The 20,758-nt window shown below is 68.3% G+C and carries 17 protein-coding genes; 14 read left to right on the top strand and 3 right to left on the bottom strand.

Annotation, left to right across the window (positions count from 1 at the left end; genetic code table 11):
• Positions 1-20: 20 nt before the first annotated feature.
• Positions 21-1,559: a methyl-accepting chemotaxis protein gene (locus WS64_RS16755; RefSeq protein ID WP_060967036.1), complete on the top strand. Its 1,539-nt coding sequence runs from the start codon at positions 21-23 to the stop codon at positions 1,557-1,559.
• Between the two features lie 149 nt (positions 1,560-1,708).
• Here WS64_RS16755 and WS64_RS34340 read toward each other — a convergent pair whose 3' ends face one another.
• The gene (locus tag WS64_RS34340; RefSeq protein WP_155720442.1) at positions 1,709-1,975 is read right to left on the bottom strand and encodes a hypothetical protein; all 267 of its coding nucleotides are present in this window, start codon (positions 1,973-1,975) and stop codon (positions 1,709-1,711) included.
• A gap of 265 nt (positions 1,976-2,240) precedes the next feature.
• Between WS64_RS34340 and WS64_RS16750 the strand changes: the two genes are divergently transcribed.
• The 12 genes from WS64_RS16750 (at position 2,241) to WS64_RS16695 (ending at position 17,025) form a co-directional block, all read left to right on the top strand.
• On the top strand, positions 2,241-3,821 hold the full coding sequence (locus WS64_RS16750) for an ABC transporter substrate-binding protein (RefSeq protein WP_060967035.1): 1,581 nt from the start codon (positions 2,241-2,243) through the stop codon (positions 3,819-3,821).
• A 79-nt stretch (positions 3,822-3,900) separates the two neighbouring features.
• A complete protein-coding gene (locus WS64_RS16745; RefSeq protein WP_059577929.1) occupies positions 3,901-4,854 on the top strand; it encodes an ABC transporter permease in 954 nt (317 codons plus the stop codon).
• A gap of 30 nt (positions 4,855-4,884) precedes the next feature.
• The gene (locus tag WS64_RS16740) at positions 4,885-5,841 is read left to right on the top strand and encodes an ABC transporter permease (RefSeq protein ID WP_060967034.1); all 957 of its coding nucleotides are present in this window, start codon (positions 4,885-4,887) and stop codon (positions 5,839-5,841) included.
• Positions 5,841-7,715 (top strand): ABC transporter ATP-binding protein, encoded by a 1,875-nt coding sequence (locus WS64_RS16735; RefSeq protein ID WP_060967033.1) that lies wholly within the window; start codon positions 5,841-5,843, stop codon positions 7,713-7,715. Before WS64_RS16740 ends, WS64_RS16735 begins: the two co-directional genes overlap by 1 nt.
• Before the next feature lie 196 nt (positions 7,716-7,911).
• Entirely contained in the window at positions 7,912-9,189 is a 1,278-nt protein-coding gene (locus WS64_RS16730; protein ID WP_060967467.1) for an NAD(P)/FAD-dependent oxidoreductase, read from the top strand.
• A 24-nt stretch (positions 9,190-9,213) separates the two neighbouring features.
• The gene (locus tag WS64_RS16725; protein ID WP_060967032.1) at positions 9,214-9,645 is read left to right on the top strand and encodes a helix-turn-helix domain-containing protein; all 432 of its coding nucleotides are present in this window, start codon (positions 9,214-9,216) and stop codon (positions 9,643-9,645) included.
• Between the two features lie 120 nt (positions 9,646-9,765).
• Complete coding sequence (locus WS64_RS16720) at positions 9,766-10,500, top strand: cupin domain-containing protein (RefSeq protein WP_060967031.1); 735 nt, start codon at positions 9,766-9,768, stop codon at positions 10,498-10,500.
• Between the two features lie 2 nt (positions 10,501-10,502).
• Positions 10,503-11,828, top strand: a complete 1,326-nt coding sequence (locus WS64_RS16715; protein WP_059577943.1) for an NAD(P)/FAD-dependent oxidoreductase — start codon at positions 10,503-10,505, stop codon at positions 11,826-11,828.
• 111 nt (positions 11,829-11,939) lie between these two features.
• The gene (locus WS64_RS16710) at positions 11,940-13,217 is read left to right on the top strand and encodes an NAD(P)/FAD-dependent oxidoreductase (protein ID WP_060310350.1); all 1,278 of its coding nucleotides are present in this window, start codon (positions 11,940-11,942) and stop codon (positions 13,215-13,217) included.
• The gene (locus WS64_RS16705) at positions 13,214-14,671 is read left to right on the top strand and encodes an aldehyde dehydrogenase family protein (RefSeq protein ID WP_060967030.1); all 1,458 of its coding nucleotides are present in this window, start codon (positions 13,214-13,216) and stop codon (positions 14,669-14,671) included. The genes WS64_RS16710 and WS64_RS16705 overlap by 4 nt, the downstream gene beginning before the upstream one ends.
• A 68-nt stretch (positions 14,672-14,739) precedes the next feature.
• Positions 14,740-15,927: a M20 aminoacylase family protein gene (locus WS64_RS16700; protein ID WP_060967466.1), complete on the top strand. Its 1,188-nt coding sequence runs from the start codon at positions 14,740-14,742 to the stop codon at positions 15,925-15,927.
• 195 nt (positions 15,928-16,122) lie between these two features.
• Positions 16,123-17,025, top strand: a complete 903-nt coding sequence (locus WS64_RS16695) for a GNAT family N-acetyltransferase (RefSeq protein WP_060967029.1) — start codon at positions 16,123-16,125, stop codon at positions 17,023-17,025.
• Between the two features lie 241 nt (positions 17,026-17,266).
• On the opposite strand, the gene WS64_RS16690 is transcribed toward WS64_RS16695, so the two are convergent.
• Entirely contained in the window at positions 17,267-18,130 is an 864-nt protein-coding gene (locus WS64_RS16690; RefSeq protein ID WP_060967028.1) for an SDR family oxidoreductase, read from the bottom strand.
• 110 nt (positions 18,131-18,240) lie between these two features.
• Here WS64_RS16690 and WS64_RS16685 point away from each other — a divergent pair, with 110 nt between their 5' ends.
• The gene (locus WS64_RS16685; protein ID WP_060967027.1) at positions 18,241-19,140 is read left to right on the top strand and encodes a LysR family transcriptional regulator; all 900 of its coding nucleotides are present in this window, start codon (positions 18,241-18,243) and stop codon (positions 19,138-19,140) included.
• 77 nt (positions 19,141-19,217) lie between these two features.
• On the opposite strand, the gene WS64_RS16680 is transcribed toward WS64_RS16685, so the two are convergent.
• The gene (locus WS64_RS16680) at positions 19,218-20,738 is read right to left on the bottom strand and encodes a sensor domain-containing diguanylate cyclase (RefSeq protein WP_060967026.1); all 1,521 of its coding nucleotides are present in this window, start codon (positions 20,736-20,738) and stop codon (positions 19,218-19,220) included.
• Positions 20,739-20,758: the final 20 nt, after the last annotated feature.

Here is a 20,758-nt window from a genome sequence, read left to right as displayed (position 1 = left end):
TAATATTGCGAGGCCCCCGCATGAAGTTGTCCACGAAACTGCTGATGCTCGTCGTCGCGGCGCTGCTCGGCGTCGTTCTGCTCGCCGCGTTGTCGCTGCATACGCTGCGCGACGCGCTGATCGACAGCCGCCGCGAAGAGGTCGTCATTCTGCTGACCAAGGCCGAGCATCTGGTCGATTCGTATCGCGCGATGCAGACGAACGGCACGCTCACGCAGGAGCAGGCGCAGCAGCAGGCCAAGGCCGCATTGTCGGCGCTCAACGCGAATTCGAAGAGCTACTTCTGGGTCACGACGTCCGACGGCGTCAACCTCGTGCACCCGAACGCGAAATTCATCGGCACGCGCGCGAAAGGCAACCGCACGACCAGCGGCCTGACCGACAGCGAGGCGTACCGCGCGGGCATGGCGCAGGCGCATTTCGCGCTCGTCGACGTGCTGGTCAAGCGCAGCCCCGATGCGGACCTGGAGCCGAAACTCCAGGGCGTGGTCGCGATTCCCGACTGGAACTGGTGGATCGGCACGGGATTTTTCTACGACGACATCAATGCGGCGTTTACCCGGCTCGCGATGGTGCTGGGCGCCGTCGCGCTCGTCATCGCCGCGGCGCTCGCGGCCATCGCATGGGGCGTGCTGCGCAGCGTCAGGCGTACGCTCGGCGGGGAGCCCGCGCACGCGACGCAGATCGCCGCCCGTATCGCCGCCGGCGATCTGGACGTGCAGTTCGATACGGCGCGCGCCGCGCCCGGCAGCCTGCTCGTCGCGCTCGGCGACATGAAGGCGCGGCTGACCGAGACCATCGCCGAAATCCAGACCACGACCCACTCGATCGCCACCGGCACCGGCGAGATCGCGCAAGGCAACCTGGATCTGTCGCAGCGCACGGAGCAGCAGGCCGCGTCGCTGCAGGAAACGGCCGCGAGCATGGAGCAGATCACGTCCACGGTCAAACAGAATGCCGACAACGCACGCCAGGCGAATGCGCTCGTGGCTCAGGCGAAGGATGCGACCGAGCTCGGCGGCGCCGCCGTGCAGGCGGTCGTCGAAACGATGCGGCAGATTTCGGACGGATCGGTACGGATCGCCGACATTACCGTCGTCATCGAAAGCATCGCATTCCAGACCAACATTCTCGCGCTCAACGCCGCGGTGGAAGCCGCGCGGGCCGGCGAGGAGGGGCGCGGGTTCGCCGTCGTCGCATCGGAAGTCCGCTCGCTCGCGCAACGCAGCGCCGCGGCCGCGAAGGACATCAAGGGATTGATCGACGCGTCGGTCGAGCGGGCCGGCAGCGGCAGCCGGCTCGTCGAGACGGCCGGTGAGCGCATGACGGAGATCGTCCGCTCGATCGACCGGGTGGCCGACATCATGGGCGAGATTTCGGCGGCGTCGGCCGAGCAAAGCACCGGCATCGAACAGATCGGGCTGGCGGTCGCGCAAATGGACGAAGTCACGCAGCAGAACGCCGCGCTCGTCGAGCAGGCGGCGGCCGCCGCCTCGTCGCTGGACGAGCAGGCCGCGCGCCTGCGGGCCGCCGTATCGGTATTCCGGCTGGCGGCCTGACGGCTTCGCGCCGTCCGCGGGCAGCCGGCGCATCTCCCGCCTCCCGTGCGCCGCGCCGGCGTGCGCGCCGACATGCCGGTGACGCACGCGCCGCGGCACGCGGGCGCGGCGCCTGACGGCCGCACGGGCCCGGTTCCCGGGCAGTCCCGTCATCTTCCCGTCTTCTCCCAGCGCCGTTCCGATCGCGCGGCATTCTTCTGAACTTTCCTGCGCGACGCACCGTCGCGACCGCCACCGCCGACGCCCGTGCATGCGGCGATCTGCCGCAACGTGCCGCGCATTTCGACCGCGCTCGGCGCGCGCACGCCCATTCGATACAAACGTGCGGTTTGGGTGAGCCAAACGCGCGCCGGATGCCGAATGGGCAATTTTGTCGGCGCAATCTGCGGCGGCTGCGGCCTTACGATTTCCTGCATCGACACGGGTTCGGCAACCGCCGCGACACGCCGCCGGGCCAACGGCGACACGTGCGCGCACGCAGCAATTCATGCTGCGCGGGTGGCCCAAAACGGTCGATTCGTATCGTGCGGGCGGCCCGAATCGCGACAAACCGCATTTTGGCGATGCTTAAATGAATTGCATGTGTACGACGTCGCGCCCGCCACCAGCAAGCGGACGTAGCGGGATTGAACAACCACGCTGGACCCTTGGACCCACTTCCCACAGTCAGGAGCAGTTCGGATGAGCGACGATATCGACAATGACGGCAAGGGCGGCTTCACGCGCCGCGACATGATGAAGGTCATGGCGGCGAGCGGCATGATGGCCGTCGGCGGCGGGCTGCTGGTGGATGCGCAGCCGGCGTTCGCCGCGCCCGCGCCGAAGCGCGGCGGCAAGATCCGGGTCGCGAACGAATCCGGCTCGACGGCCGATACGCTCGACCCGGCCAAGGGCTCGACGGGCGCGGACTACACCCGCTTCTTCATGTTCTACAGCGGCCTCACGCAGCTCGACCAGAGCCTGACGCCGCAAATGAATCTCGCCGAATCGCTGCAGACGACCGACGCGAAGACCTGGATCATCAAGCTGCGCAAGGGCGTCACGTTCCACGACGGCAAGCCGGTCGGCCCGGCCGACGTGGTGTTTTCGCTGATGCGCCACAAGAACCCGGCCACCGCGTCGAAGGTCAAGACGCTTGCCGAACAGTTCGCGGATGCGAAGGCGACCGGCCCGGACGAAGTCACGTTGACGCTTGCGAGCGCGAACGCCGATCTGCCGGTGATCCTCGCGACACCGCAGCTCGTGATCGTCAAGGACGGCACGACCGATTTCTCGACCGGTATCGGCTGCGGCCCGTACAAGCTGAAGTCGTTCAAGCCGGGCGTGTCAACCGTCGGCGTGCGCAACGACAGCTACTTCAAGCCGGGCAAGCCGTATCTCGACGAGATCGAGATGATCGGCATCAGCGACAGTGCCGCGCGCCTGAACGCGCTGCTGTCGGGCGACGTGCACCTGATCAACGCGATCGATCCGCGCTCGACGCAGCGGGTCGCGTCGACGCCGGGCTACGCGCTGAAGGAAACCAAGTCGGGCCTCTACACCGACCTGATCATGCGCAGCGACAACCCGATCGTCGCGAACCCCGATTTCGTCGAAGGGATGAAATACCTGTTCGATCGCGAGCAGATCCGCTCGGCGGTGTTTCGCGGCTACTCGGTGATCGGCAACGACCAGCCGATTCCGCCGGGGCACCGCTACTTCAACGCGTCGCTGCCGCAGCGGCCGCACGATCCGGACAAGGCGAAATTCCTGCTCCAGAAGGCGGGCGCGCTCGGCGCGACGCTGCCGCCGATCTATGCGACGTCCGACGCGAACGGGTCGATCGAAATGGCCGTGCTGCTGCAGCAGGTCGGCCAGAAGATCGGGCTGAACCTGCAGGTCAACCGCGCGTCGCCCGACGGCTACTGGTCGAACCACTGGATGAAGCACCCGCTCACCTTCGGCAACATCAACCCGCGCTCGAGCGCCGACGTGCTGTTCACGCAATTCTTCAAGTCGGATGCGCCGTGGAACGAGTCGGGCTGGAAGAACGCAAAGTTCGACCAGCTGCTGCTCGCCGCGCGCTCGGAAACCGACGACGCGAAGCGCAAGCAGATGTACGGCGACATGCAGGTGATCGTGTCGCAGCAGGGCCGGCTCGGCATCCCGGCGTTCATCAGCTTCCTCGACGGATACGACAAGCGGCTCGCGGGCCTCGGTTCGATCCCGACCGGCGGGATGATGGGCTTCATGTTCGCCGAGAACGTGTGGTGGAACGCATGACGTTGTGGCTGGCCGCCGTCGCGCGGCCGGTGCGGGCCACCGCGCCGGCCACGCGCGGTTTTTTCGGGAGTGCTGCACCATGAACCGAATCCTCATCGGGCTGATCGGCCGGCGCATCGCGGTCACCGCGCTGACGCTGCTGATCGTGTCCGCGATCATCTTCACGATCACGAACCTGCTGCCGGGCGACGCCGCGCAGGCCGCGCTCGGCCAGTCGGCGACGCCGGAGACGGTCGCCGCGCTGCGCCAGCAGTTCGGTCTCGACATGCCGGCGCACGTACGTTACGCGCACTGGCTCGCGGGGCTCGCGCACGGCGATTTCGGCCGGTCGCTGTCCGGCGACATGCCGGTGTCGGAGCTGATCGGCGGGCGCCTGCCGAAGTCGCTCACGCTTGCGGCGATCACGACCGCCGTGTCGGTGCCGATCGCGCTGCTGCTCGGCATCCTCGCGGCCGTCAAGCGCGAGTCGGTGGTCGACCGCGTGATCAGCCTCGGCACGCTGTCGCTCGTCGCGACGCCGGAATTCCTGATCGCGACGGTCGCCGTGCTCGTGTTCGCGGTGAAGCTGCACTGGCTGTCCGCGCTGTCGTACAGCGGCCCGATCGAAAGCCTGCACGATTTCCTGCGTGCGTATGCGATGCCGGTGCTCACGCTGTGCGCGGTCGTGATCGCGCAGATGGCCCGGATGACGCGCGCCGCGGTGATCGAGCAACTGAGCGCGTCGTATGTCGAGATGGCCGTGTTGAAAGGCGCGAGCCCCGCGCGCGTCGTGCTGCGCCATGCGCTGCCGAACGCGATCGGCCCGATCGCCAATGCGATCGCGCTGAGCCTGTCGTATCTGCTCGGCGGCGTGATCGTCGTCGAGACGATCTTCAACTATCCGGGCCTCGCGAGCCTGATGGTCGACGCCGTCAGCAACCGCGATTTCCCGTTGGTCCAGGCGTGCACGCTGATCTTCTGCGTCGCTTACCTGACGCTCGTGCTGTTCGCCGACCTGTGCTCGATCGTGTCGAACCCGCGACTGCGCACCTGAGTGTTTCGTCTTCCTTCCGAGATGCCGCCCATGCAACCGATCGAACCCGTTCAACGCAGCAGCGCGCTGCCGCCATCCGGCGATCCGCCCCTGGGGCGGGGTGGCCTGCCGCCTGCGGCGCCTGCCCCCGACCAGCCGCGCAAGCGCCGCGCCGCGCGCATCGCCTTGACGACGGGCGGCCGCGTCGGCCTGTCGATGGCCGGCCTGATGCTGTTCGTCGCGCTGTTCGCGCCGCTGATTGCGCCGCATGACGTCGGCGCGATCGTCACGCCCGACGTGTTCGCGCCGTTCAGCGCGAAGCTGCCGTTCGGCTCCGACTTCCTCGGCCGCGACATGCTGAGCCGGATCCTGTACGGCACGCGGCTGACCGTGCTGCTCGCGCTGGCCGCGGTGCTGCTCGCCGCGGTGACCGGCACGACGCTCGGGCTGCTCGCGACCGTGTCGGGCCGCGCGCTCGACGAGACGATGAGCCGGCTGCTCGACGCGCTCACGTCGATTCCGTCGAAGATGTTCGCGCTGATGTTCGTCGCCGCGTTCGGCTCATCGCTGCCGCTGCTGATCCTTACCGCCGCGGTCAGCTACATGCCGGGCTCGTACCGGATCGCGCGCGCTCTCGCCGTCAACATCAGCACGCTCGAATTCGTGCAGGTGGCCAGGGCGCGCGGCGAAAGCGCGCTGTATATCGCGTGCGTGGAAATGCTGCCGAACATGATCCACCCGATGCTGGCGGACACCGGGCTGCGCTTCACGTTCGTCGTGCTGCTGCTGAGCGGCCTGAGCTTTCTCGGGCTCGGCGTGCAGCCGCCGTATGCGGACCTCGGCTCGCTCGTGCGCGAGAACATCGCGAGCCTCGGCGACGGCTCGGCCGTCGCGATCATGCCCGCGGTCGCGATCGCGATCCTGACGGTGGGCGTCAACCTGTTGATCGACGGCCTGCCGCATCGCGGCCGCCGCAAGGGCGCGGCCGGCGCCGCCGGAGGACACTGATGCGACACGAATCGAACCCGCTCGTCGAGGTGCGCGGGCTGCGCGTGGTCGGCGGCCGGCCGGGCGGCGAGGAAACGACGATCGTCCACGGCGTCGATTTCGATATCGGGCGCGGCGAGGTGCTCGCGCTGATCGGCGAATCGGGCTCCGGCAAGACGACGATCGCGCTGTCGCTGATGGGCCATGCGCGCGCCGGATGCCGGATCGCCGGCGGCTCGGTCAAGCTCGACGGCACCGACGTGTGCACGCTTTCCGGACCGGCGCTGACCGCGCTGCGCGGCCGCAAGGTCGCGTATATCGCGCAGAGCGCGGCCGCCGCGTTCAACCCGTCGCGCACGATTCTCGATCAGGTGATCGAGAGCGCGCTGATCCACGGGACGATGACGAAGCGCGACGCGCAGGCGAAGGCGATCGAGCTGTTTCGCGCGCTCGCGCTGCCGGAGCCGGAGACGATCGGCAAGCGCTATCCGCACCAGGTATCGGGCGGGCAGTTGCAGCGGCTGATGGCCGCGATGGCGCTGATCACGGATCCGGAGCTGGTGATCCTCGACGAGCCGACCACCGCGCTCGACGTGACCACGCAGATCGACGTGCTGCAGGCGTTCAAGAACGTGATCCGGCGCTACGGGATGAGTGCGGTGTACGTGTCGCACGACCTGGCCGTGGTCGCACAGATGGCCGACCGGATCGTCGTGCTGAGCGATGGCGTGATCCGCGAGGCGGGCGCGACCGAACAGATCCTGCATGCGCCGGCGCACCCGTACACGCAGAGCCTGATCGCGGCGGTCACGCCGAACGATGCCGGACGCGATGCGCAGGCGCAGGCGCAAGCGCCGGCCGAGCCGGCGCCGCTGCTCGACGTGCGCGGCGCGATCGCCGGCTACGGCGGCCGCGCCGCGAACGGCTGGCCCGCGAAAGTGATCCTGCATGAAGTCGACCTGCGCATCGGGCGCGGGCAGACGGTCGGCGTGATCGGCGAATCGGGCTCCGGCAAGACGACGCTCGCCAAGGTGATCGCGGGCCTCGTGCCGGCGACCGGCGGCGAGATCCTGCTCGACGGCGAGCCGCTCGCCCGCGATATCGGCAAACGGACGAAGGAGCAGCATCGCCGCGTGCAGATCGTGTTCCAGAACGCCGATACCGCGCTCAATCCGGTGCATACCGTCGAGCGCACGCTCGCGCGGCCGCTCGCGTTCTATCACGGGATCAAGGGCGCGCGCGCACGCCAGCGCGTCGCGGAGCTGCTCGAGCTCGTGCGGCTGCCGTCGGCGGTGGCCGCGCGCCGTACCGGCGAGCTGTCGGGCGGACAGAAGCAGCGCGTGAACCTCGCGCGCGCGCTCGCGGCCGAGCCCGACCTGATCCTGTGCGACGAGGTTACGTCGGCACTCGACACCGTCGTCGGCGCCGCGATCATCGATTTGTTGCGCGACCTGCAGGCGAAGCTCGGCGTGTCGTACGTGTTCATCACGCACGACATCGCGAAGGTGCGCGCGATCAGCGACGACATCGTCGTGCTGTATGCGGGCCACCGCGTGGAGACGGGCAGCCGCGACGCGCTGTGCGCGCCGCCTTATCACCCGTATTCGCACTTGCTGGTGTCGTCCGCACCGGAGTTGCGCGCGGGCTGGCTCGACGATGCGGCCGAGCGTTGCCACCGGCCGCTGGTGTCGATCGGCGAGCGCGAGAACGAGGCCGAGCTGTGTCCGTTCCTGTCGCGCTGCGCGATGCGCGTGGACGGCGTGTGCAACCGGACGGCCCCGTCGCTGCGCACGCTCGGCAACGGCGCGCAGGTGCTGTGCCATCGCAGCGAGGAAGATCTCGCGCGCTTCCAGGCAGAGCCGGTGTCAGCCGGTGTCACGCCGGTGCAGTTGTAGTCCGTGGCGCGCGAATCGTTCATCGCGCGGTGCGGTGAACGGCCCGCCGCATAGTCTGCCGCGGCGGTCGTGCAAAACGGCAATTTGTACGCGTGCCGTGCGCGAATACGCGGCAACTGCGGTTTTTGACGGTGATTAAATGATTCTCATTGAACGGTCGCCGATCGTCGTTGCCGGCATGCTCGTGAAGGATCCGATGAAACTGGAATCGTACTGGCTGGATACCCGCCCCGCGTTTCGCGACGCAAGCGTTGACCCCGTCGAGGGGCGGGCCGACGTCGTCGTGATCGGCGGCGGTTTCACCGGCCTGTCGGCAGCGCTCGCGCTCGCGCAGCGCGGCGTCTCGGTGGTCGTGCTCGAAGCCGCGCAGGTCGCCGGCGAAGCGTCCGGCCGCAATGGCGGCCAGTGCAATACGGGCGTCGCGCAGGATTACGCGTCGCTGGCCGCGCGCATCGGCGCCGCGCAGGCGAAGCAGTTTTATCTCGCGTACGAAAGCGCGGTGAAGAGCGTCGAGACGATCGTGACCGACCATGCGATCGACTGCGATTTCCGGCGCGCGGGCAAGCTGAAGCTCGCCGCGAAACCGCAGCACTTTGCTGGGCTCGCGAAGACGTTCGATGCGTTGCGGCGCGACGTCGATCCGGACATCGAACTGATCGAGCCGTCGCGGATCCGCGATGAAATCGCGTCCGACGGTTTCCACGGCGGGCTCCTGCAGCGCAACGGCGCGCAGATGCACATGGGCAAGTTCGGCGTCGGCCTCGCGCAGGCGGCCGTGCGGGCGGGCGCACGCGTGTACGAGCATGCGGCCGTCACGCAGATCGAGCGGCTCGACGGCGAGCGCCACACGATCACGTGCACGCGCGGCACGATCGTCGCCGACCGCGTGCTGGTCGCGACCGGCGCGTCGCAACATGGGCCGTTCGCGTGGTTCCGGCGGCGCATCGCGCCGGTCGGCAGCTTCATCGTCGTGACCGAGCCGCTACCCGACGCGCAGTTGAACCGGCTGTTTCCGCACCGTCGCGCGTACGTGACGTCGCGCCAGATCGGCAACTACTTCCGCGTGACGCCCGACAACCGGCTGCTGTTCGGCGGCCGCGCGCGTTTCGCGATGTCGAGCCCGCGCTCCGATGCGAAGAGCGGCGACATCCTGCGCGCCGGCATGGCCGGCTATTTCCCCGAGCTGGCCGGCGTGCGGCTCGACTACTGCTGGGGCGGGCTCGTCGACATCACCGCCGACCGGCTGCCGCGCGCGGGCCAGCATGACGGGCTTTATTACTCGATGGGCTACAGCGGCCACGGCGTGCAGATGTCGGTGCACATGGGCCGCGTGATGGCCGACGTGCTGTATGGGGCGGCCGCGTCGAACCCGTGGCGCGAACTCGACTGGCCGGCGATACCCGGCCATTTCGGGCACGCGTGGTTCCTGCCGCTCGTCGGCGCGTATTACCGGATGCAGGATTTCCTGCATTGAAGCGAGCGCCCCGGAGAATCCGATATGACAGTGCAATTCATTGGCTCGCCTCGTGTCGCCCGGCCGGTCTCGCCGGCGATCGACGACGTGCTGCGCACGATCGACGCGTCGTTCGCGCAGCCGCTGAACCTGGACACGCTCGCGGCCGTGGCCGGGTTGAGCGTGTCGCGTTTCACCGCGCGCTTTCGCAGCGAAACCGGGCTGTCGCCGCACCGGTATCTGTGCCTCGTGCGGGTGCGCCGGGCGCAGGACCTGTTGCGCGCCGGTCTCGCGCCGTCGGTCGTCGCGACCGACGTCGGCTTCTTCGACCAGAGCCATCTGTGCCGGCATTTCCGGCGCGTGCTCGGGATCACGCCGCGCGATTACGTGGTCGCCCGAACGGGCGGCGCGCCGGTGCGAACGCCATCGGCGCGCCTGCGCGCCGAACACCGCGATGCGTCGTGTCACGCGGCGTAAGCACCGGCATGGACGACATGCCCCGCTGAGGATTTTCCGGCAGACGAGCCGGCGAACGACGATTTCCGATATCGCGTGACGGCATTGAACCAGACCGCCACGCATTGCACAGGAGCAGAAATGACCGCAGCTTTCGTGTTGCACCGTGCCGACGGCGCACCTTCTTCCACCGCGTTTCGCCGGCAGGCGTTCGGCGCGAGCGATCCGTTCGCGTCGCATCGCGAGATCGCATGGGAAGGCCCCGACGCGATGGCCGCGGGACGCATCGGCTTCGTCGGCGAGCTGGACGTGTCGAGCTTTCCGCACATCGAAACCCTCGTCGTCGTCCAGGGCGAGCTGACGCTCGAAGCGGCCGGGGCCGCGCCGCTGGTGCTCGGCCCGGGGCAAGGCGCCGTCATCGGCGCCGGCACGGCGCTGCGCATCGCCGCGCAATCGCCGGTGCTGCTGACGTTCTGCGCGGCAGCGTGCGAGACACCGACGAAACGCGGCCTGTTCGAGTTGCGCGCCGACGCGGACTTCAAGCCGTCCGCCACGCTGCCGGCCGAGGTGCTGCTGAGCCCCGCGCCGCAATGCCGCAGCGACAACGTGTTCACCGACGACGGCGCCGAATACTGCGCGGGCACGTGGGATTCGACACCGTATCACCGGATCGTCCGGCCGCATCGCGCCAACGAGTTCATGTTCCTGCTGGACGGCGGCGTACGGTTCGCGGCGCCCGACGGCAGCGTACTGTCGCTCGGCGCCGGCGATGCGCTGTTCGTGCCGCGCGGCGCGTCGATCGGGTGGGAAAGCAGCGAACGCGTGGCGAAGTTCTACGTGATGCAGAACGTCAAACCCTCCACCGAACGAGACTGAGCATGTCCCCTCCGCTGCGCCATATCGAAACCTTGTCCACGCCGCCGGCCGCGGCCGACGTCGTCGTGATCGGCGGCGGCATCATCGGCGTCTTCACCGCCTACTATCTGGCCCGGCGCGGGCTGTCGGTCGCGCTCGTCGAGAAAGGGCGCATCGGCGCCGAACAATCGAGCCGCAACTGGGGCTGGTGCCGGCAGCAGAACCGCGATGCGCGCGAGTTGCCGATGGCGAGCAAGAGCATCGATCTGTGGGAACGGTTCGCCGCCGAATCGGGAGAGGACACGGGCTTTCATCGCTGCGGGCTGCTGTATCTCAGCAACGACGAGGCCGAGCTGTCCCGCTGGGCCAGTTGGGGCGAATTCGCGAAGACCGCGGGTGTAACCACGTACATGCTCGACAGCAAGCAGGCCGCCGAGCGCGGACGGGCGACCGGGCGGCAGTGGAAGGGCGGCGTGTTCTCGCCGACCGACGGCACGGCCGATCCTGGCAAGGCCGCGCCGGCCGTGGCCGCCGCGCTGATGAAGCTGGGCGGCAGCGTCCATCAGTACTGCGCGGCGCGCGGCATCGAGCTCGAGGGCGGCCGCGTGGCCGGCGTCGTCACCGAGGCCGGCGTCATCAGGACGAGGACGGCCGTGATGGCCGGCGGCGCATGGGCGTCGTCGTTCTGCCGCCAGCTCGGCATCCGGTTTCCGCAGGCGTCGATCCGTCAGTCGATCCTGAGCGTGTCGCCCGTCGAAACGCCGCTGCCGGATGCGATGTACACGTCCGGCGTGTCGGTGACGCGCCGCAGCGACGGACGCTACGCGCTGGCGATCAGCGGCCGCGCGCGCGTGGACCCGACGCCGCAGTTCCTGCGTTTCGCGCCGCAATTCGTGCCGATGTTCGCGAAGCGCTGGCGCAACCTGCTGCCGGGCGGCCTCGAAGGCGTGCGCGGCGGCCATGAAACGTTGAAGCGCTGGCGCCTCGATGCGCCGACGCCGATGGAAGCGGTGCGCATTCTCGATCCGAAGCCCGACATGCCGACGGTCGCCGAAACCTACCGCCGCGCGGCCGAACTGCTGCCGGAACTGCGCGAAGCGACGATCACGCATGCATGGGCCGGCTTCGTCGACAGCACGCCGGACGGCGTGCCGGGCATCGGCGAAGTGCCGGGCGTGCCGGGGCTGATCCTCGCGGCGGGCTTTTCGGGGCACGGCTTCGGGATCGGGCCGGGCGCCGGGCATCTGATCGCCGATCTCGCATCCGGCGCGCAGCCGTTCGTGGACCCGACGCCGTACCGGCCCGGGCGGTTCAGCGAGTCCGCGTGGGGCAAGGTCGCGGATTTCTAGTACAAGGCCGTCGCGCCGGTCCGGATCGCACGCGCGACCGGGTCGGGGCGGCGAACGTTCGCCGGCTCGTCAGCGCGCGCGTGATGCGATGCGACAGCTTGGGAGTTCCAGATGCGTTTCAGTTCCTACTGGCTCGATACGTCGGAGCCATTCGTGAGCCGCTCGCCGGCGTTGCCCGGCGGAAGTTGCGACGTGGTGGTGGTGGGCGGCGGCATCACCGGTTCGGCCGCCGCGCTGGCGCTGGCCAAAAAAGGCGCGCGCGTGATCGTCTGCGAGGCGGGCACCGTCGGGCAGGCGGCATCGGGACGCAACGGCGGCATGTGCAACAACGGCTTCGCGCAGGATTACGCGTCGCTGTCGCAGCGCATCGGCACGGAGCTGGCCAACCGGCTCTATCTCGCGTTCGACGCGGGCGTCGACACGGTCGAACGGCTGGTCAGGGAGGAGTCGATCGATTGCGATTTCGCGCGCCGCGGCAAGCTGAAGCTCGCGGCGAAGCCCGAGCACTACGACAAGCTCGTGCGCAGCCAGGCGCTGCTCGCGGCGAGCGTGGACCCCGACACGCGCATGGTCACGAAGGCCGAACTCCGCGACGAGATCGGTTCGAACCGTTATCACGGCGGGCTGCTTTTCGGCAAGAGTGCCGGGATGCATGTCGGCCGTTACGTGCGCGGGCTGGCGAGCGCCGCGCAAACCCGCGGCGCGCATATTCTCGAGCACGCGCCGGTGCTCGGCCTGAAGCGGCAAGCAGGCGGCGCCTACGCGGTGCACACGCCGCTCGGCGAGATCCGCGCGCGCCAGGTGCTGCTCGCGAGCGGCATTTCGCAGGTCGGGCCGTTCGGCTGGATTCGCCGCAGGATCGTGCCGGTCGGTGCGTTCATCATCGTCACCGAGCCGTTGCCGAACGACCTGCTCGACCGGTTGCTGCCGACGCGCCGGATGGTGACCGACACGAAGAACTTCGTCAATTTCTTTCGCGTCACGCCCGACAACCGGATCCTGTTCGGCGGGCGCGCGCGGTTTGCCGCGTCGAACCCGCATTCCGACGCAAAGAGCGGGGCGATCCTGCGGCAGCAGATGGCCGCGGTGTTTCCCGAATTGGCCGACGTGCGCATCGACTACTGCTGGGGCGGAATGGTCGACATGACGGCCAACCGGCTGCCGCGCGCGGGCGAGCGCGACGGCGTTTACTACTCGATGGGCTATAGCGGCCACGGCACGCACATGGCCACGCTGATGGGCACGCTGATGGCGGAGATCATGGACGGACGCGCGGAACTGAACCCGTGGAAAGGTTTCGACTGGCCCGCGATTCCGGGCCACTTCGGCAAACCGTGGTTCCTTCCGTTCGTCGGCGCGTGGTATCGACTCAAGGACACTCTGCAATGAATTCCCCAGTTGTTCACCTGATGCAAGCCGGCAGGCTCGATCGCTTTTTCATCGACGGCGATTGGGTGCAGCCCGACGGCAGCGACCGGTTCGCGGTCGTCAGCCCGTCGACTGAAGACACGCTGTGCGAGATTCCGCTCGGCAGCGCGCGCGACGCCGACCGCGCGGTGCAGGCCGCGCGCCGCGCGTTCGAACGCTGGTCCGCGACGTCGCCGCAGGAACGCGCGGCGCTGCTCGATCGTGTGCATGCGCTGATGCTGGAGCGCGCCGAATTGTTCGCCACGGCGCTCGCGCTGGAGATGGGCGCGCCGATCGGCTATGCACGCGGCGCACACGTGCCGCTCGCGGCCGAACATATCCGCGTCGCACGCGACAACCTCGCGCGCTACCCGTTCGTCGAGCGGCGCGGGACGACCGCGGTCGCGCGCGAGCCGATCGGCGTGTGTGCGCTGATCACGCCGTGGAACTGGCCGATCTACCAGATCACCGCGAAGGTCGGGCCGGCGCTCGCCGCAGGCTGCACGGTGGTGCTGAAACCGAGCGAGCTGTCGCCGCTCAGCGCGCTGCTGTTCGCGGAAGTGATTGCCGACGCGGGCGTGCCCGCCGGCGTATTCAACCTCGTGAGCGGCAGCGGCGAAACGGTGGGCGCCGCGCTTTCGTCGCATCCGGAAGTCGACATGGTGTCGATCACCGGTTCGACGCGCGCCGGCGTGCTCGTCGCGCAGGCGGCCGCGCCGACCGTCAAGCGCGTCGCGCAGGAGCTGGGCGGCAAGTCGCCGAACCTCGTGTTGCCGGATGCCGATTTGCAGCGTGCGGTGCCGCCGGGCGTCGCCGCCGCGTTCCGGAACATGGGCCAGTCGTGCAGTGCGCCGACCCGCATGATCGTGCCGCGCGACGCGCTCGGCGAGGTCGAGGCGCTGGCCGTCGCGACCGCGCAAACGCTCGTCGTCGGCGATCCGTTCGACGAGGCGACGACGCACGGGCCGCTCGCCAATCGCGCGCAATTCCGACGGGTCGCGCAGATGATCGACGTGGGCATCGACGAACGCGCGAAGCTGATCGCCGGCGGCCCCGGCCGGCCCGCGGGTTTCGACAAGGGCTTCTATGCGCGGCCGACGATTTTCTCCGACGTGCGCACCGACATGGCAATCGCGCAGCAGGAGATCTTCGGGCCGGTCCTCGCGATCCTGCCTTACGACACCGTCGACGAAGCGATCGCCATCGCGAACGACACCGTGTACGGGCTCGGCGCGCACGTGCAGGGCACCGACATGGAGCGGGTGCGCACGGTGGCCGGACGCATCCGCGCGGGGCAGGTGCACCTGAACTATCCGGCATGGGATCCTCAAGCACCGTTCGGCGGATACAAGCAGTCGGGCAACGGCCGCGAGTACGGGATCGAAGGGATGGAGGAGTATATGGAAGTCAAGTCGATCGTCGGCTTTTACGATTGACGCAACCGCTGCCGCGATTCGCGCCGGCAGTACAGTGGGAAGCCCGCTACATTCCGAAGGTGCCGAAATTGGACAACCCCGTCATCTCCGACACATCGCTGCAAACGCATCACGCGCACTGGGCGAAGCTGCGTCGCGACCTGCATGCACATCCCGAGTTGCGATTCGAAGAACACCGGACGGCCGACGTCGTCGCCCGCGAGCTCGAGGCGCTCGGCTACGCGGTGTCGCGCGGGCTGGGCGGCACGGGCGTGGTCGCGAGCCTGCCCGGTGCGGACCCGCGTCGCGGCATCGTGCTGCGCGCCGATCTGGACGCATTGCCGATCCACGAAGCGAACGACTTCGCGCATGCGTCGTGCACGCACGGAATCATGCATGCGTGCGGCCATGACGGCCACACCGTGATGTTGCTCGGCGCCGCGCGCGTGCTGAAGACGCTGCCGCAGTTGCCGGGCACCGTCCATTTCGTGTTTCAGCCGGGCGAAGAGGGCGGCGCGGGCGCGCGCAGGATGATCGACGACGGCCTGTTCGAGCAATACCCGACGGAAGCGGTATTCGGCATGCACAACTGGCCCGGGTTGCCGGCCGGGCATTTCGGGTTGCGCACGGGCCCGATCATGGCCGCGGGCTCGCGCTTCAGGATCACGGTGACGGGCAAGGGCGCGCACGCGGCGCAGCCGCATCTGGGCATCGATCCGGTGCCGCTCGCATGCTCGATGGTGCTGCAGTGTCAGACCATCGCCGCGCGGCACAAGGATCCCGTCGACCCGGCGGTCATTTCCGTCTGCATGTTCCATGCGGGCACGACGGACAACGTGATTCCCGACACCGCCGAGCTACGCGGCACGATCCGCACGCTGTCGTCGGCATTGCAGCAGAAGCTGCAGCACGACGTCCGGCTCGCGTGCGAAGGGCTCGCGGGCGCCTACGGCGCGCAGGTCGACGTGGAGTTTTTTCAGTACTACCCGGCGACGGTCAACACGCCGGCCGAGACGGCGCTGTGCGAAGCGGTGATTCGCGACACGTTCGGCGACGAACGCCTGTCTGCCAACGTACCGCCGAACATGACGTCCGAAGACTTCGGCTTCATGCTGGAGGAGCGGCCGGGCGCTTACGTGCTGATCGGCAATGCGCAGGACGGCACGAGCGCACCGGCGCTGCATCATCCGAAATACGACTTCAACGACGACATCATTCCGGCCGGCGTCCGGTACTGGGTCGCGTTGGCGCAGCATTATTTCTCGCGATCGCCGTAATGCGTCGGGGCGGCGTTGACACCGGCTGACTTTGGGTCGATCGGGCGTCAGGTCCGGGAACGGCGTGCTTCCTGATCGTCGTGCACTCATGCCAGCCGGGGAGCGCCGTGCAATTTTTAGCCGCTTCGATGTCATCGCCGTGCATTTATATGATGTGCCGTGTCGCACAACGACACTATTTGAAAGGATTGCTGAATGAACCACGAACATGAAGTGAAGGAGCACGGCGCGACGTCGGCGCTTCGCTACCGCAGATTCACAGCGGCGGACGTCCCCGCCGCCCATGCTCTTTCCATGGCGCTTCGCTGGCCGTTCCGGGAGGAAGACTGGCAGTTTTCCGCGGAAACGTCGGTCGCGTTCGCGGCCGAGGAAAACGGCGAGGTCATCGGCACGGCGATGTGCTGGAAGTACGGTGCGGATCGCGCGGCAATCGGGCATGTGATCGTTTCCGACGCGCATCAGGGGCGAGGCATCGGCCGCAAACTGATGGAAACGCTGCTCGACGAACTGGGGCCGCGCATCACGTTTCTGCACGCGACGCCGGCCGGTCGGCCGCTCTACGAGAAACTGGGGTTCACCGTGTGCGGCTCGCTGAGCCAATATCAGGGGGACGTCGATCGGCCTGCCGCCGTTGTCGTGCCGGACGGCGAGCGGCTGCGTGCCGGATCGCCGGCCGACTGGCCGCGCCTGGTCGAACTCGACGCGCGTGCGTCCGGCCTCGAGCGCGAGGCGCTGTTGTCCGTGTTGCAGACGCGGGGCGAAAGCGTCGTGCTCGAACGCGACGGCGAGATCGTCGGGTTCTCGGTGCTGCGGCGCTTCGGCCGCGGTTACGTGATCGGTCCGGTGGCCGCGCCGCGTTCGAGCGACGATGCGCGTGCGAAGGCGCTGATCGGCTATTGGCTGACGAAACGAGACGGTGAATTCGTTCGTATCGATGTGCCTGACGGGAGCAGTTTGCCGGAGTGGTTGAGCGAACAGGGACTGAAACACGTGGATACCTGTTCGAAGATGGTTCGCAACGCGCCGGCCGCGGCACACGAGGGCGCGCCCCACCCGATAGTCGGACTGTACGGGCTCGTCAGTCAGGCCATGTTGTAGGCCATCGGCTGGATAGGCGATCTGGCGGCAGGCGGGAAAAACCGATTGTATCGACGCCGCCGCTTCGCTGCCCGACATCCGAATGCCGGGCCATCCGGTACGTGTTCCGCGCTGCCGCTGCGCGATCGCCGTCGCCGGCGGCGGCACGGCGATCGCGGCGAACCGGTCACGCGCGATGCCGGTTCAACCGCCTGGCGACCGCCTGCACTCCCGCACGGAGCATGAAGGCGCGGCATCGCGTTCAACGCAGCAGCGCGGCCGCGAAGGCGCGATACGTCCGCAGCGGGCGGCCGAGGATCGCGGTCAACCGCTCGACGTCGCCGGCATCCGGCACCATGCCGTCGCTCACGTAGCGTTCGGCCATCAGCCGCATTTCGTACGCCATCCATTTCGGCATGAACTGCGCCAGATTGCGTTCGAACGGTGTCGGATCGTCGCCGCCATAGGCAACGGCGCGGCCCAGCGTGTCCGACCAGATCGATGCCAGTTGTTCGCCCGTCAGCGTGTCGGGCCCGACGAGGTTGATGGTCTCGAGCGGCAGCTTGCCCGGCGCGTCGTTGCGGCGGATCAGCTCGATCGCCGCGACTTCCGCGATGTCGCGCACGTCGACCATCGCGACGCCCTTGCCGCCGATCGGCATCGGGTAGACGCCGTGGCCGACGATCACGTCCTTGACCATCGACTCGTTGTCCATGAAATACGCAGGCCGCAGGATCGTCGCGCTGAAGCCCATTCGCTCGATCATCCGCTCGGCGCCGGACTTCACCGCGAAGTGCGGCACGTTCACGAAGCGGTCGGCGTGGAGCACCGACAGATAGACGACGCGCTCGATACCGGCTTCGCGGGCGAGGTTCAGCGCGATCAGCGCCTGCGTGAATTCGTCGCCCGCCACGCCGTTGAGCAGGAACAGCGTGCGGACGCCGGAGAACGCCGTACGAAGCGCGTCGACGTCGAGCATGTCGCCCTGCGCGACGGTCACGGCCGCCGGAAAATCGGCCTTGGCGGGATCGCGCACCAGCACGCGCACGTCGGCGCCGCGATCGACGAGTTGATGGACGACCTGGCGGCCCACGCGGCCGGTGGCGCCGGTAACGAGAATGGTCATGATGTTCGCTCCTGAGATAACGATAGGGTTGACTGCCCACGTAAGTTAAGTGATCCACATTCGATCCGGAAGATGTGATAAATAGACGTCTCGTCTCACTGGTGGAACACATGGACCTGCTCGCACTCGCCGATTTCAATCTCGTCGCCCGCCATGGCAGTTTCGGGGAGGCCGCGCGGGTGGCCGATCGCCCGAAGGCGACGCTGTCGCGCCGCGTCGCGGAACTGGAGAACAGTCTGTCGCTGCGTCTGTTCGAGCGCGGCTCGCGCGGCGTGAAGCTCACGCAGGAAGGGCGCGCGCTCTACGAGCGGACAGGCGCGCTGCTCGCGGAACTCGCCGACAGCGCGTCGGCCATTGCAGCGGGAAGCGAACGGCCGCGTGGCCGGCTGCGCATCAGCGCGCCGATGGTCTTTTCCCAGTTCGCGATGGGGCGGCTCGTGGCGACGTTCGCGCTGAAATACCCTGACGTCCGGCTGGAGGTGACGACCGAAGACCGGCCCGTCGACATGATCGAGGAGGGCTACGACCTCGTGATCCGCGTGAACCCGGCCGCTGACGAAAGCCTGATCGGGCGCGTGTTCCTGCGCGACCGGCTGGTCGTCGTCGCGCGGCCCGAGCTGGCGCGGCCGAGCGGCGACGCGCCCGCACCGGCCGTGGTTCGCGGCACAAGCGACGGCCCTGCGGCATGGGAGGTCGCGGGCCCGGACGGTACGGCGCGCATACCGGTCGAACCCGTGGCGCGGCTGTCGTCGCTGAGCATGGTGCGCGATACGGTCCGCCTCGGCCTGGGCGCCGCGTGCCTGCCGGTGTCGCTCGTGAGCCGCGACCTGGCGGCCGGCACACTCGTCAGTTGGGGCGACGTGCCGGGGCCCGACATCGCGCTGTGGGCGTTGTATCCGTCCAGACGATTGTTGAGCGCGCGCGTTTCCGCGTTTCTCGATCACCTGAAGGAGGCGTTTCCTTCAGGCAAGCCGGAAGAACTGGCTGCGTATATCGAACCGGGGCAGTGAAACGGTCGCGGCAGCGCACGCGCGTCGCGATGTCGTGAGCCGGATGCCGTCGCCCTTTCGGAATCGAACCGGCGCTTTCACGCCGGCTGCGCGACCGGCTCCGCCTGCGCACGGCACACACGATTCCTGCCTTCGCGCTTCGCGCGATAGAGCGCCATGTCCGCCTGATGCGACAGCGCGTGCACGGTTGTGGGGCGTGCGCGATGGCCGGTCGCGCAGCCGATGCTGACGGTAAAGGGCGGCACCGCATCCGCAAACCCGTCGAGCCGGTTGCGTTCCACCTCGCGGCGAATCGCCTCCGCGACCTGCGCCGCGCCGGTTTCGTCCGTATCGGGCAACACCGCGACGAATTCCTCGCCGCCGTAGCGCGCGGCGAGGTCGCCGCGCCGCCGCGTATGCGCGCGGATGCATTCGGCGAGAAAGCGCAGCGCGGTGTCGCCCACCGCGTGGCCGTGCCGGTCGTTGTACTGCTTGAAGTGATCGGCGTCGATGAACAGCAGCGAGAGACTGCCGTCGCCGCCCCGTTGCAGCCGCTCCCATTCGTCGGCCAGCGCGGTATCGAGCGCGCGGCGATTGTGCAGCCCCGTGAGCGGATCGGTCCGCGTGAGCTCGGTCAGCAGCGTCTGCTTGCGAAGGTTGTCGCGCAACGCGAACGCCAGCAGCCAGACCACCGCGCAGAACAGCGTGCTGATCACGATGGCCGACACGCCGACCGTCCACGACAGGCGACGGATGCCGGCCAGCACGTCGTGTTCGGCCGGCGCGACGACCGCGATCAGCGGCGTGCCCGGTATCCGCTGGTACGTATACAAGCGCACGACGCCGTCGATGCTCGAACGGGCGGGATAGAAGCCCGATTCGCTGTTCACCATCCGCTTGAACGATTTCGAGCGACGCAGGAGGTTCATCTGGCCGTCGTTCAACGACGGGTTTCTCGCGAGGATCGTGCCGTCCGCGCGCACGATCGCGCTGACGCCGTTCGGGCCGACGTCGAGCCGGGACAGGAGCTGCTCGAAGTAAGCGAGATCGATCGCGACGACCGCGATCCCGTCGAACGCATGATCCGGCCGCTCGATGCGCCGCGACAGCGCGATGGATTCCTTGCCGTCGCGCGAGCGTGCGCGATAAGGCTGGGACACGTAGAGGCCGACGTTGTCCGCATCGCGATGGACCTTGAAGTAGTCGCGATCGCCGAAGTCCCACTGCCGGGTCGTGCCGCAGCACCCGTCGATCAGCCGGCCGCGCCTGTCGGTCACGCCCATGCCGGTCACGTATTGCGCCGCGGTGCGCTCGAACAGCAGGTCGTGCCGCAACCCCGCGTCCATGCGCTGCACGGCCGGTTGCCCGAGATTGGCAGCCAGCGCGATCAGCGCGTTGTTCGACGTTTCGACCGTCCGCGCGATCTGGCTCGCGAGCACGGCCGCGACGTTGCGCGACGTCTCGTGCGCGTGCACGACGACTTCGCTGCGCGCGGCCCACAGCGTCACCGCGCTGATCCCGAGCGCCGCGAGCGACATCAGCGTGCCCAGCGCGCCGACGACGAGCGGGTGGCGTCCGGCCCAGTCGGCGATTTTCTCGATCGAAGTGAAGGCGGGCATGCTCGCGTGCGTGTTCCGAT

This window comes from Burkholderia anthina (assembly GCF_001547525.1).
In the GTDB taxonomy this organism is placed as follows: domain Bacteria; phylum Pseudomonadota; class Gammaproteobacteria; order Burkholderiales; family Burkholderiaceae; genus Burkholderia; species Burkholderia semiarida.
Note: the sequence above shows the minus strand (reverse complement) of the source record. Positions and strands in the feature narration are given on the sequence as shown.